Origin of the sequence: Delftia sp. Cs1-4 (assembly GCF_000214395.1) — a bacterium.
Lineage (GTDB): Bacteria > Pseudomonadota > Gammaproteobacteria > Burkholderiales > Burkholderiaceae_C > Comamonas > Comamonas acidovorans.
In genome coordinates this window covers 914,366-926,105 of the sequence record NC_015563.1, presented here as the reverse complement: position 1 = coordinate 926,105, position 11,740 = coordinate 914,366, and the positions used below count along the sequence as shown (strand labels likewise).

At 68.2% G+C, this 11,740-nt stretch carries 12 protein-coding genes; 9 read left to right on the top strand and 3 right to left on the bottom strand.

Translation table 11 applies throughout. The annotated features are described in order from the left end of the window. Window positions 1-14: 14 nt before the first annotated feature. Entirely contained in the window at window positions 15-578 is a 564-nt protein-coding gene (locus DELCS14_RS04100; protein WP_013800571.1) for a fasciclin domain-containing protein, read from the bottom strand. Between the two features lie 312 nt (window positions 579-890). Here DELCS14_RS04100 and DELCS14_RS04095 point away from each other — a divergent pair, with 312 nt between their 5' ends. The 9 genes from DELCS14_RS04095 (at window position 891) to DELCS14_RS04055 (ending at window position 9,635) form a co-directional block, all read left to right on the top strand. Further along, the gene (locus DELCS14_RS04095; RefSeq protein WP_012207582.1) at window positions 891-1,862 is read left to right on the top strand and encodes a ferritin-like domain-containing protein; all 972 of its coding nucleotides are present in this window, start codon (window positions 891-893) and stop codon (window positions 1,860-1,862) included. Between the two features lie 91 nt (window positions 1,863-1,953). Further along, complete coding sequence (locus tag DELCS14_RS04090; protein WP_013800570.1) at window positions 1,954-2,196, top strand: hypothetical protein; 243 nt, start codon at window positions 1,954-1,956, stop codon at window positions 2,194-2,196. A 45-nt stretch (window positions 2,197-2,241) separates the two neighbouring features. Then, window positions 2,242-3,612, top strand: coding sequence for an Nramp family divalent metal transporter (locus tag DELCS14_RS04085; protein WP_013800569.1), 1,371 nt, complete (start codon window positions 2,242-2,244; stop codon window positions 3,610-3,612). Between the two features lie 149 nt (window positions 3,613-3,761). Further along, window positions 3,762-4,241, top strand: coding sequence for a rhodanese-like domain-containing protein (locus DELCS14_RS04080; protein WP_013800568.1), 480 nt, complete (start codon window positions 3,762-3,764; stop codon window positions 4,239-4,241). Window positions 4,242-4,253: 12 nt separating this feature from the next. Further along, window positions 4,254-5,168 carry a serine O-acetyltransferase EpsC gene (epsC, locus tag DELCS14_RS04075; RefSeq protein ID WP_013800567.1) on the top strand — a complete coding sequence of 305 codons (915 nt, stop codon included), beginning with the start codon at window positions 4,254-4,256 and terminating at the stop codon, window positions 5,166-5,168. Next, window positions 5,165-5,437 (top strand): helix-turn-helix transcriptional regulator, encoded by a 273-nt coding sequence (locus DELCS14_RS04070; RefSeq protein WP_012207587.1) that lies wholly within the window; start codon window positions 5,165-5,167, stop codon window positions 5,435-5,437. Before epsC ends, DELCS14_RS04070 begins: the two co-directional genes overlap by 4 nt. Window positions 5,438-5,519: 82 nt before the next feature. Beyond that, a complete protein-coding gene (locus tag DELCS14_RS04065; RefSeq protein ID WP_013800566.1) occupies window positions 5,520-6,452 on the top strand; it encodes a family 2A encapsulin nanocompartment shell protein in 933 nt (310 codons plus the stop codon). A 12-nt stretch (window positions 6,453-6,464) separates the two neighbouring features. Further along, entirely contained in the window at window positions 6,465-8,345 is a 1,881-nt protein-coding gene (locus DELCS14_RS04060; protein ID WP_013800565.1) for a family 2A encapsulin nanocompartment cargo protein cysteine desulfurase, read from the top strand. A 285-nt stretch (window positions 8,346-8,630) separates the two neighbouring features. Then, the gene (locus tag DELCS14_RS04055) at window positions 8,631-9,635 is read left to right on the top strand and encodes a fimbrial protein (protein ID WP_228676848.1); all 1,005 of its coding nucleotides are present in this window, start codon (window positions 8,631-8,633) and stop codon (window positions 9,633-9,635) included. A gap of 81 nt (window positions 9,636-9,716) precedes the next feature. Here the strand turns inward: DELCS14_RS04055 and DELCS14_RS04050 are convergent, their stop codons facing one another. After that, window positions 9,717-10,673 carry a tripartite tricarboxylate transporter substrate binding protein gene (locus DELCS14_RS04050; RefSeq protein WP_013800563.1) on the bottom strand — a complete coding sequence of 319 codons (957 nt, stop codon included), beginning with the start codon at window positions 10,671-10,673 and terminating at the stop codon, window positions 9,717-9,719. 44 nt (window positions 10,674-10,717) lie between these two features. Next, entirely contained in the window at window positions 10,718-11,713 is a 996-nt protein-coding gene (locus DELCS14_RS04045) for a tripartite tricarboxylate transporter substrate binding protein (RefSeq protein WP_013800562.1), read from the bottom strand. Window positions 11,714-11,740 lie beyond the last annotated feature (27 nt).

The following is an 11,740-nucleotide window of genomic DNA, read 5'->3' as shown; positions in this document are numbered from 1 at the left end:
GCTGCCTGTGCCGCTCACTTGGGCAGCAGCACCTTGTCGATCACGTGGATCACGCCGTTGGACTGGTAGACGTCGGGGATGGTCACCGTGGCCGTGCCGCCCTTTTCATCGGTCAGCATGATCTTGGAGCCGCTGGACTTGGCCACCAGCGTGCCGCCGCTGACGGTCTTGATGCTGGCCATGCCCTTGCCGTCCTTGATCATCTTGGACAGCGCCGCCGCATCCCACTTGCCGGCCACCACGTGGTAGGTCAGCACGGTGGTCAGCGTGCCCTTGTTCTCGGGCTTGAGCAGGGTGTCCACCGTGCCTGCGGGCAGGGCCTCGAAGGCGGCATTGGTGGGCGCGAACACGGTGAACGGACCCGGGCCCTTGAGCGTATCGACCAGGCCCGCCGCCTTGACGGCTGCGACCAGGGTGGTGTGGTCCTTGGAGTTGACGGCGTTGTCGATGATGTCCTTGGACGGCAGCATGGGTGCGCCGCCCACCATCACATCGGCCATGGCGGCCACGGAGGCAGCCGACATCACGATGGCCAGGCCGAACGAGGCCAGCTTGCGGGTGTTTTGAATCGAGACCATGGAATGCTCCTAGCGGGTTGATGACAAGCCGAACGATTCCGGCTGATCTGGATACGCAGCGCAGCGGGGTCTGGATTCAAAAAAGAAAAAGAAACGGCTGCATCCGCAAACCGTTACCTGCGCTTTCAATTGCGGCACATCCAGACCTGCGCGGCCTGCGTACTGCCGGATAGCGGGGACGCATCCCATTCCCCTGGAGCAGGTGGCCACCTCTTCAGTGGAACGCGCTTTCGCCACACCCGTGTGCTTTCGGCCGGAGGCGCATTCTTCACGTTGACCGTTCGCGCCTGCCGCGAACCGAGAGGAACCATCATGTCCGACGAATCAGTGTTGATCGGGGTTTTGCAAAAACGTGCCAAGAAGCTGGAGGACAGGCGCCAGTTCTTCCGCAAGACCAGCGGCGTGGCCGTGGGCATGGCGGGCGGGGTGATCCTGTCCGCCTGCGGCGGCGGCGGGGGCGATGCGAATGCGCAGGCCAACGGGCCCACGGATGCGGAGATCCTGAACTTCGCCCTCAACCTGGAGTATCTGGAGTCGCAGTTCTATCACTACGCGGTGTTCGGCACCGGCCTGCCCGCCAACCTGCAGTCGGGCGTGGGCACGCAGGGGGCCATCACGGGCGGCCGTGCCGTGGCCTTCAAGGACCCCGTGGTGGCGCAGTACGCCAAGGAGATCGCCCAGGACGAGATCGCCCACGTGGCCTTTTTGCGCGCGGCGCTGGGCTCGGCCGCGGTGGCGCAGCCGCAGATCGACATCGGCGGCACCGACCCGAACGGCGCCTTCTCGGTGGCCGCGCGAGCGGCCGGGCTGGTGGGCGCGGGCACGGCCTTCGATCCCTATGCGAGTGACGAGAACTTCCTGCTGGGGGCCTTCATCTTCGAGGACGTGGGCGTCACCGCCTACAAGGGCGCATCGCCGCTGATCACCAACAAGACCTATCTGGAGGCAGCCGCCGGCATCCTGGCCGCCGAGGCCTACCACGCAGGTCTGGTGCGCACGGTGCTGTACGCCAAGGGACTGGCCACGCCCGCGCTGCGCACGGCGGCCGGCGCCATCTCGGATGCGCGCGACAGCCTGGACGGCTCCACCGACGTGGACCAGGGCATCACGGGGGATGCCACCACGTCCAACATCGTGCCGCTGGATTCCAACGGCATCGCTTTCAGCCGCTCGCCGGGCGACGTGCTGAACATCGTGTACCTGACCAAGGACACGGCGACCAAGGGCGGGTTCTTCCCTGCCGGCGTGAACGGCTCGCTGGTGATGAGCAGCGCCTACGCCTGACGCGGACCGCCCGCCTGCCCCGCACCGGCCGGGGCAGGCGGGCTTCCCCGGGGCTGGCCCGAGACAAGCGTTCCCCTGCCAAGGAGTTGCCATGATGTCCCTTCTGCCTTCCTCATCCGCCCCCCGCACTCCGGCTCACACTCCGGGCCGCACGCCGCGGCGCCTGAAACCTGCCACCGTGGCGCGCCGCTGCGTGGGCAGCCTGATTGTGCTGGCCGGCGCGGTCATCGTGACCGGAGATCTCGTGGCGCTGTGGCGCGGCGCAGGCACTGATGCCGCACCCGCCGCCGCAGCCATTGCGCCCGCCAGCGGCCTGGTGCCGACCGCCCGATAGGCATCCCCCCTGCAACCGCGTGCCCCAGCCGGCGGAAAGGCCCCCATGAACGACACCGTGCTTGCGGCTGAACAGGGCTGCTTCGGCGCCATCGAGCCGGACAACGGCCACGCGGGCACGCCCAGCCTGCCTCAGGTGCATCGCAGCATTGCCGTGCCGCGCGGCGCCAGCCGCTCGGACAACGCGCGCCGCGTGCTGGCGTTCGCCGGGCCCGGCTACATGGTGGCCGTGGGCTACATGGACCCGGGCAACTGGGCCACTTCCATCGCGGGCGGCTCGCAGTTCGGCTACTCGCTGCTGGCGGTGATCTTTGCCTCCAACCTGATGGCCATGCTGTTCCAGGCGGCGGCCGTGCGCCTGGGCCTGGCCAGCGGGCGGGACCTGGCCCAGGCCTGCCGCGCGCAGTTTTCCCCGCGCATCAACCTGGTGCTGTGGTTCTTCTGCGAGATCGCCATCGTGGCCTGCAACCTGGCCGAGGTGCTGGGCATGGCCATCGGCCTGAACCTGCTGTTCGGCCTGCCGCTGGTGGCCGGGGTGTGCATCACGGTGGTGGATGTGATGCTGATCCTGGCGCTGCAAAGCCGGGGCTTTCGCTGCCTGGAGTCGGTGGTGATCGCCCTGGTGGCCGTGATCGGCCTGTGCTTTGCCGCCCAGCTGGTGTGGCTGCAGCCGCCCGTGGCGGCCGTGCTGCGCGGGCTGCTGCCGGGCATGGAGATCGTGGCCAATCCGCAGATGCTGTACCTGGCCGTGGGCATCGTGGGGGCCACGGTGATGCCGCACAACCTCTACCTGCATTCGTCCATCGTGCAGACACGCCGGCATGACACCACGCCCCAGGGCACGCGCCAGGCCATCCGCCTGGCCACGCTGGACTCCACGGTGGCGCTGGGGCTGGCGCTATTCGTGAACGCCGCCATCCTGGTGGTGGCGGCCGGCGCGTTCAACCGGCCCGGCCAGGCGCCGGTGACCGAGCTGTCGGACGCCTACCACCTGCTGTCCCCGCTGCTGGGCGTGGGCATCGCCAGCGCGGTGTTCGGCGTGGCGCTGCTGGCCTCGGGGCTGAGTTCTTCGGTCACGGGCACGCTGGCCGGGCAGATCGTGATGGAAGGCTTTTTGCAAATCCGCCTGTCGCCCGCGCTGCGCGCCCTGCTGACGCGCTGCATCGCCATCGTGCCTGCCGTGGTGGCCACCGCCTGGTACGGCAGCACCGGCGCCAGCGCCCTGCTGGTGTTCAGCCAGGTGGTGCTGAGCCTGCAATTGCCGTTTGCCATCGTGCCGCTGCTGCTGTTCACCACGCGGCGCAAGGCGCTGGGCGAGCTGGCCTTTGGCCCCAGGATGTCGGCGGTGCTGTGGGGCTGCGCGGCCCTGGTGGTGTCGCTGAACCTGTGGATGCTGCAGCGGCTGCTGACGGCCTGATCGCCCGAACCGGGCATGGCGCCACGCGGCGCCTTCATAGACGTTTTGCTTCTATCAAACGCCGCTCTTGTTCGTTGGTGGCTTGCCGCGAAGTTCTTAGATTGGTGCCTATAGCCACCAACCCGCGAATTCTCCGCAAGGACGACGACATGACAGCCCTCACTTTGGAAACCGCCCTGCCCCAGGCTCTGGAAGAGGCGCAGGAACACGCCCGCGCACAGGGGCTGGGCCACGCAGGCGGCGTGCGCCCGCCCGTGGCCTGGGCGCTGGTGCAGGCCGGCCAGGCCGTGCTGGTCGATGTGCGCACGGCCGAGGAACGCAAGTTCGTCGGCCAGGTGCAGGGCACCCTGCACGTGCCCTGGGCCACGGGCACGGCGCTGACGCGCAACCCGCGCTTTGCCCGCGAGCTGGAAGCGCGCCTGGCCCCGCACGGCGGCAAGGAGGCCGTGGCCCTGCTGCTGTGCCGCAGCGGCAAGCGTTCGGTGCTGGCGGCCCAGGCGGCCGCCCAGGCCGGATTCACCCATGTGTTCAACGTGCTCGAAGGCTTCGAGGGCGAGATCGACGCGCATCAGCAGCGCGGCAAAAACGACGGCTGGCGCTTCCACGGCCTGCCCTGGATTCAAGACTGAAGGAGCACGCAGATGGCCAGTTTCGACATTGCCGGACTCACCCAGAACCTGCATGCGGCGCGCCGCGAATGGCGCGAGGCCCACGGCCGCACCCAGGAGCCCGGGGCGCGCGAGTTTCCCTCGCGCGACGCGCTTTCCACCCTCATCGACCAGCTCAAGGCGGCCCTGTTTCCCATGCGCCTGGGCCCGCACGACCTGCGCCAGGAAAGCGAGGACATCTTCGTGGCCCACCAGCTGGACTCGGCCCTGCATGCGCTGCTGGGCCAGATACGGCTGGAGCTGCGGCTGTCCGCGCCCCACACGGCAGCGGGCGCCGATGCCATGGCGCTGGACATCGCACGCGCCTTTGCCGAGTCCCTGCCCCAGATCCGCCGCCTGCTCGACAGCGACGTGCTGGCCGCCTTCCAGGGCGATCCCGCCGCGCGCAGCGTGGACGAGGTGCTGCTGTGCTATCCGGGCGTGCTGGCCATGATCCACCACCGCCTGGCCCACCAGCTGTACCTGCTGGAGCAGCCGCTGCTGGCGCGCATCGTGGCCGAGCTGTCGCATGCGCAGACGGGCATCGACATCCACCCGGGCGCGAAGATCGGGCGGGGCTTTTTCATGGACCACGGCACGGGCGTGGTGATCGGCGAGACCGCCGTGATCGGCGAGCGCGTGCGGCTGTACCAGGCCGTCACCCTGGGCGCCAAGCGCTTTCCCACCGATGAGCACGGCCACCTGCGCAAGGGCCTGGCGCGCCATCCGGTGGTGGAGGACGACGTGGTCATCTACGCGGGCGCCACCATCCTGGGCCGCGTCACGCTGGGGCGCGGCGCCGTCATCGGCGGCAATGTCTGGGTGACCGAGGACGTGCCGCCCGGCGCCCATGTCACCCAGGCCCACGCGCGCGAGCACGCGCAGCAGCCCCGGGAGGTGGCCCTATGAGCACCCGTCTTGTCACCAGCTTCGGCATTGCCGTGCGCCAGGCGCGCGAGGCGCATGGCTGGTCGCAGGAGCGGCTGGCCGAGCACTCGGACCTGAACCGCTCCTACGTGGGAGAGATAGAGCGCGGCCGCGTCATCGCCTCGCTGCTGACCGTGGAGAAGCTGGCCGTCTCGCTGGGCGTGCAGCCCTCGGCCCTGGTCATGCGCGGCGAGACCGTGGCCCACGACCAGCTGGTGCGCGGCCTGCGCTTGGCGGCTATAGCATGTTGAAGACATGTGCGCGGGCCGGGACACTGGCCCTGTTTCCCTCCTTCCCCTTCCTTTTTTCCTGAACTGATCACGGAGTCTGCACATGTCGGCAACAGTGGGCGGCACGACCGCGCTAGGCGACAACGCCGCGCGGCAACTGGCCAACGCAACCAAAACCGTTCCCCAGCTTTCGACCATCAGCCCGCGCTGGCTGACGCACCTGCTGCAATGGTCGCCGGTGGAGGCCGGCATCTACCGCCTCAACCGCGTCAAGAACCCGGAGGCCATCAAGGTCACCTGCACGGCCAAGCAGGAAGACAACCAGCTGCCGCGCACCTATGTGGACTACGAGGAGCAGCCGCGCGAGTACTTCCTCAACGCCGTCTCCACCATCCTGGATGTGCACACGCGCATCTCCGACCTCTACAGCAGCCCGCATGACCAGATCAAGGAACAGCTGCGCCTGACCATCGAGACCATCAAGGAGAACCAGGAAAGCGAGCTGATCAACAACCCCGACTACGGCCTGCTGGCCCAGGTCACGGACGAGCAGCGCATCTTCCCGCTGACCGGCGCGCCCACGCCTGACGACCTGGACGAGCTGCTGACCAAGGTCTGGAAGGAGCCCGCCTTCTTCCTGACCCATCCGCTGGCCATTGCCGCCTTCGGCCGCGAGGCCACGCGCCGCGGCACGCCGCCGCCCACGGTCAGCCTGTTCGGCTCGCAGTTCATCACCTGGCGCGGCATTCCGCTGATCCCCTCGGACAAGGTGCCCGTGGCCGATGGCAAGAGCAAGATCCTGCTGCTGCGCGTGGGCGACAAGCGCCAGGGCGTGGTCGGCCTGTACCAGCCCGGCCTGCCGGGCGAGCAAAGCCCGGGCCTGTCGGTGCGCTTCATGGGCATCAACAACCATGCCATCGCGTCCTACCTGATCTCGCTGTACTGCTCGCTGGCCGTGCTCACGCCCGACGCGCTGGCCGTGCTCGACGATGTCGAGATCGGCAAGTACCACGACTATCCCGACACCTACAAGTAAAGAGGCCGGGCGTTGACCGTGTCTGCAATCACCTCCGTGGCGCCCCAGGCGCCCTTCGACCCCGAGGCGCTGGCGCGCATGGCCAACGCCCTGTTCTCCGCCGCACCGGGATCGGCTCCTGCCCTGCCCGGCCTGCCTGCTGGCGTGCAGGCCCCCGTGAACGTGGCGCCGCCCGGCTCGCCGCTGGCCAGCCCCGCAGGCCTGGGCCCCGGCGTGCCGGGCACGCCCATCCCGCAGGGCCAGGCGCCGGGCAGCAACCTGCTGCCGGCCTCGCCCGCGCCGCTGGCCTCGCTGGCCCACCGCGCGCCCGCGCTGCTGCCCCATGCCCAGGCCGGCAACGGCGTGCCCGACCATGTCGTGAGCGCCCTGCCCGCCTACGAGCCGCGCCTGGGATCGCAGGTGCTGGGCGTGCCCCAGCGCCAGGGCGATCCGCTGGATGCGCTGGCCGCGCTCCCGTTCACACCACCTGCTGCACCTGCGGCACCCGCCGTGCCGCGCATCGGCGTGCCCACCGAAGGGCCCTGCATAGCGTCCACCGTGCCTTCGGCCGAGCCGCGCTTTTACTTTGTCGATCCCGTGGTGCTGCCCGCCGGCTACACCACGCCGGCCCATCCGCTGCAGCGCCAGCAGGCTTCGCACGGGGCAAGGCATGGAGCGGCCGGCGTGCAGGCGCCCTTCGACGTGCATGCCGTGCGCCGGGACTTTCCCATCCTGTCCGAGCGCGTCAACGGCCGGCCCCTGGCCTGGCTGGACAACGCGGCCACCACGCACAAGCCGCGCGCGGTGATAGAGCGCATCCGCCACTTCTACGAGCACGAGAACTCCAACATCCACCGCGCGGCCCATGAACTGGCCGCGCGCGCCACCGACGCCTACGAGGGCGCGCGCGAGCGCGTGCGCCGCTTCATCAACGCGCCCGACGTGAACGAGGTCATCTTCGTGCGCGGCACCACCGAGGCCATCAACCTCGTGGCCAAGAGCTGGGGCTGGCAGCATGTGGGCGAGGGCGACGAGATCATCGTCTCCCACCTGGAGCACCACGCCAACATCGTGCCCTGGCAGCAGCTGGCGGCCGCCAAGGGCGCGAAGATCCGCGTGATCCCGGTGGACGACTCGGGCCAGGTGCTCATCGATGAATACCGCAAGCTGCTGAACCCGCGCACCAAGATCGTCTCCGTCACCCAGGTCTCCAACGCGCTGGGCACGGTCGTGCCCGTGCAGCAGATCGTGGAGCTGGCCCACCAGGCGGGCGCCAGGGCCCTGGTCGATGGCGCGCAGTCGGTCTCGCACATGGCCGTGGACGTGCAGGCCATCGGTGCGGACTTCTTCGTGTTCTCGGGCCACAAGGTCTTCGGCCCCACGGGCATCGGCGTGGTCTGGGGACGGCGCGAGGTGCTGGAGGACATGCCGCCCTGGCAGGGCGGCGGCAACATGATTGCCGACGTGACCTTCGAGAAAACCGTCTACCAGCCCCTGCCCAACACCTTCGAGGCGGGCACAGGCAACATTGCCGACGCCGTGGGCCTGGGCGCCGCCATCGACTACGTGCAGGCCCTGGGCATGGAGCGCATCGCACGCTACGAGCACGATCTGCTGCAGTACGGCACGCAGGCGCTGGCGCCCATCCCCGGCCTGCGCCTGATCGGCACGGCGGCCGACAAGGCCAGCGTGCTGTCCTTCGTGCTCAAGGGCTGGACCACGGCCGAGGTGGGCGAGGCGCTCAACGCCGAAGGCATCGCCGTGCGCACCGGCCACCACTGCGCGCAACCCATCCTGCGGCGCTTCGGCGTGGAGACCACGGTGCGGCCCTCGCTGGCCTTCTACAACACCACCGAGGAAATCGACCGGCTGGCGGCCGTGGTGCAGGGGCTGGCGGCGCGCAGGCGGGGTTGAGCCACGGGCTCAGCCCAGGCGTCTTGCAAAGGCGTCGCCCGTGGCGGCCATGCCCAGGCGGCCGTGCCCAGGCGGCCGCCACGTCGCTGGCGCCGCTTGCGCCAGGTGTGCCGCATGCCGGCCCCGGTGGCCATGCCGCGCCACGGCAGCGGGCGGAACACGGCATTGGAGTCATGAAAAAGCATTGCCAAAATAAGAATGATCCTATGGATTTTCATAAATCATAGGAATAGACTTTGGAGCACGCCCATCAAACTCTTCTGCATCGTTTCCGGTTTCATTCATATGAAAAAAATCAGATATTTTCTCATTCCGGCAACGCTTTGCTTTTCTGTAAGCTCCATTTATGGAGGCATGTTTACCCCGGCAGTATCCATCGTCCAATTACCGGAAATCATCAACGTTCCCGCAGGAAATATCATGAATGGATCAGTGCTATGGGAATCGCCCATGTTCAAATCCACTCTCGACACCATTTCCTACAGTGTGCTTTCGGGGCCATCTTCAGAAATATGGCCCCAAATCATGAACCCCACTACGCTGGACGGCGATATCTACTCCACATCTTTGCGCGGAATAGGAATCCGTTGGCGTGCCACATGGAAAGCCAGGAATTTCCCCAATGGCAAAACCATGTCCATCACCACTACGTCCAACAATTCAGGAGCCACGGGATGGCAAAAGGATGATGTACATGAGCAAACCATATGGATGCAACTCATCAAGACAGGCGCCGTTCAATCGGGCACTTTCAGCGTCAGCAGCTATGCAACCGCCCGGTTTGACTGCAATAGCCTTTGCAATATCTGGTCCGTGATGGCGGCCGGCAGCACCGTGGTGCGCACAGGCGCCAGTTGCCGGGTGAAGACGAGCAACATCGCCGTGAACCTGCAGCGAATCAACAGGTCACTGTTCAACGGGATAGGCGCTACCTCCGCGCCCCAGTCATTCGATCTGGAACTGATCTGCACCGGGGGCGAAGCCAATTCCACCCTGCGCCCATTCGTCACGCTCACGGATGCCAACGATGCCGCCAACCGCTCCGATGTGCTGACGGTGACCGGAGGGGCTGCCGGCATCGGCATCCAGATCCGCAGCAGCGACAAGGTCATCAGCTACGGCGAGGACTCCGCCAACTTCGGCAATCCCAACCAGTGGCAGGCGGGCATCATCACCCCAAACACCAGCAACCACGTGATTCCATTGACGGCGCGCTATGTCCAGACCCAGCCCTCCGTCACCACAGGCCTGGCCAACGGACGGGCCACCTTCACGCTCAATTACCAGTGACCTGCCAGTGACACGCTGGCTGCATTGCGGCCGTGCAGGCGCCCGTGCCGATCCCGCGTGGCCGCCCGCCCCCGGCTGCGCTCACTCGGCTCTGGCCCCCGACACCCGCACCTGCTCGGCCGCCACGGGCATCTGCTCGCGCACGAAGCGCCAGAACGCGTCCACGCCCATGGGCTTGACGGGCAGCGAGCCCTGTTCGATGAACTGATTTTGCACCTCGGGATTGCGCAGCGCCGTGGCCAGTGCGCCGTTCAGGCGCTCCAGCGCCGCACGCGGCGTGCCGGCCGGGGCAACCAGCCCGTACCAGGAGTCGGTGTAGAAGCCCTTGACGCCTGCTTCCTCGAACGTGGGCACATCGGGCAGGGCCGGCAGGCGCTGGCGTGAGGCCACGGCCAGGGCGCGCAGCTTGCCCGAGCGGATGAAGGGGATGGCGCCCGTGGTGAGCACGAAGTCCACGCGGCCCGCCATCAGGTCGGTCATGGCCGGGGCCGTGCCCTTGTAGGGGATGTGGGTGACATCCACGCCCGTGAGCTGCTTGAAGCTGGCGCCGGCCAGGTGCTGGCTGGAGCCCACGCCGCCCGAGCCGTAGTTGAGCTGGCCCGGCCTGGCGCGCGCCGCCTCCAGCAGATCGTTGACCGAGCGCAGCGGCGAGGCCACGGGCACCAGCAGCACGCTGGGCGAGGTGGTGATCATGCCGATGGGCGCGAAGTCCTTGAGCGGGTCGTGGTTGAGCTTGGCATAGAGCGCGGAGTTCAGGCCGTGCGAGGCCACGGTGGCCAGCATGATGGTGTTGCCATCGGGCCTTGCGCGGGCCGCCGCGTCGCTGCCCAGGTTGCCGCCCGCGCCGGCCCGGTTGTCGATGGTGATGGGCTGGCCCAGGGCCTCGCTCATGCGCGTGGCCGCCAGCCGCGCCACGTTGTCGGAGGGGCCGCCCGCAGGCCAGCCCACGATGAGGGTGATGGGGCCTTGCGCCAGCGCGGGCAGGGCCAGCGTGCACAGGGTGAGCGCAGCCAGGCTGCGGCGCGACAGAGGGGTCATGGCAGTCGTCCTTGTCCATTCAAAGGTTTGCATGGCCAGGGCCTTCAGGGCTTTCCGTCCTGCCAGGGCATCTCGGTCCAGAGCTTGCGAAAGCCGGCCTCGGTGCGCTCCAGCTCGGCCGCGTAGGCGGGCGGCGCCAGATAGCGCAGCGGCGCGTACATGGCCTCGGCCTGCTGCCTGAACTGCGGGTCGGCCGCGATGGCGGCCACGGCATCGACCAGCTTTTTGCGCACGCCTTCGGGCAAGCCCTTGGGCGCGGCCAGGCCGCGCAGGGAGGCCAGCTCGATATCGATGCCCTGCTCCTTGAACGTAGGCACCTGCGGCGCCAGCGAGCTGCGCGCGGCCGACATCTGGCCCAGCAGGCGGATGGGAGTGCCGCCCTTCTGGTAGGCCAGCACCTCGCCCACGTTGATGGCGCCGATGGTGATCTGCTGGCCCGTGGCGGCGGCGCGCACCTCGCCCGCGCCCTTGTAGGGCACATGGGTGAGCTGCGTGCCGGTGGCCTTGGCGAACAGCAGCATGGCCAGGTGGTCGTCCGAGCCCGTGCCCGTGGTGCCCACGGTCACGGCGCCGGGGTTGGCCCGGGCGTAGGCGGCCAGGCCGGCCAGCGTGGTGATGGCATTGCTGTTGTGGATGGCAAAGCCGCCCGGGTCGTCCACCAGGTTGCCCAGCAGGTCGTACTGGCTCCAGTGGAAGCTGCTCTTGCGCTCGATGGGAATGGTCAGCACGTTGGGCGTGTTGATGAAGCCGATGGTGTAGCCATCCGGCTTGGCGCGCGCCAGTTCGCCAAAGCCGATGCCGCCGCCCGCGCCGGGGCGGTTGAGCACGACCACGCTGCCGCCCAGCTTCTTTTCCAGATGGCGGGCCAGCAGCCGCGCCACCAGGTCGGTGCCGCCGCCGGGCCCGTAGGCCACGATCATCTCGATGTTGCGCGAGGGATAGGGGGCCTCGCTCTGCGCCTGGGCCCGGGCCAGGGCCGGCAGCGCCATGCAGGCGGCGGCCAGGCCTGCGCACAATGCGCGCCTTGCTTGCTGTGTCATCTTTGTCTCCTGGGTCGCCTCTTGCAG

Coding starts and splice junctions, on each gene's coding strand:
- DELCS14_RS04100 (WP_013800571.1), bottom strand. CDS start 578: ATGGTCTCGATTCAAAACACCCGCAAGCTGGCCTCGTTCGGCCTGGCC.
- DELCS14_RS04095 (WP_012207582.1), top strand. CDS start 891: ATGTCCGACGAATCAGTGTTGATCGGGGTTTTGCAAAAACGTGCCAAG.
- DELCS14_RS04090 (WP_013800570.1), top strand. CDS start 1,954: ATGATGTCCCTTCTGCCTTCCTCATCCGCCCCCCGCACTCCGGCTCAC.
- DELCS14_RS04085 (WP_013800569.1), top strand. CDS start 2,242: ATGAACGACACCGTGCTTGCGGCTGAACAGGGCTGCTTCGGCGCCATC.
- DELCS14_RS04080 (WP_013800568.1), top strand. CDS start 3,762: ATGACAGCCCTCACTTTGGAAACCGCCCTGCCCCAGGCTCTGGAAGAG.
- epsC (WP_013800567.1), top strand. CDS start 4,254: ATGGCCAGTTTCGACATTGCCGGACTCACCCAGAACCTGCATGCGGCG.
- DELCS14_RS04070 (WP_012207587.1), top strand. CDS start 5,165: ATGAGCACCCGTCTTGTCACCAGCTTCGGCATTGCCGTGCGCCAGGCG.
- DELCS14_RS04065 (WP_013800566.1), top strand. CDS start 5,520: ATGTCGGCAACAGTGGGCGGCACGACCGCGCTAGGCGACAACGCCGCG.
- DELCS14_RS04055 (WP_228676848.1), top strand. CDS start 8,631: ATGAAAAAAATCAGATATTTTCTCATTCCGGCAACGCTTTGCTTTTCT.
- DELCS14_RS04050 (WP_013800563.1), bottom strand. CDS start 10,673: ATGACCCCTCTGTCGCGCCGCAGCCTGGCTGCGCTCACCCTGTGCACG.
- DELCS14_RS04045 (WP_013800562.1), bottom strand. CDS start 11,713: ATGACACAGCAAGCAAGGCGCGCATTGTGCGCAGGCCTGGCCGCCGCC.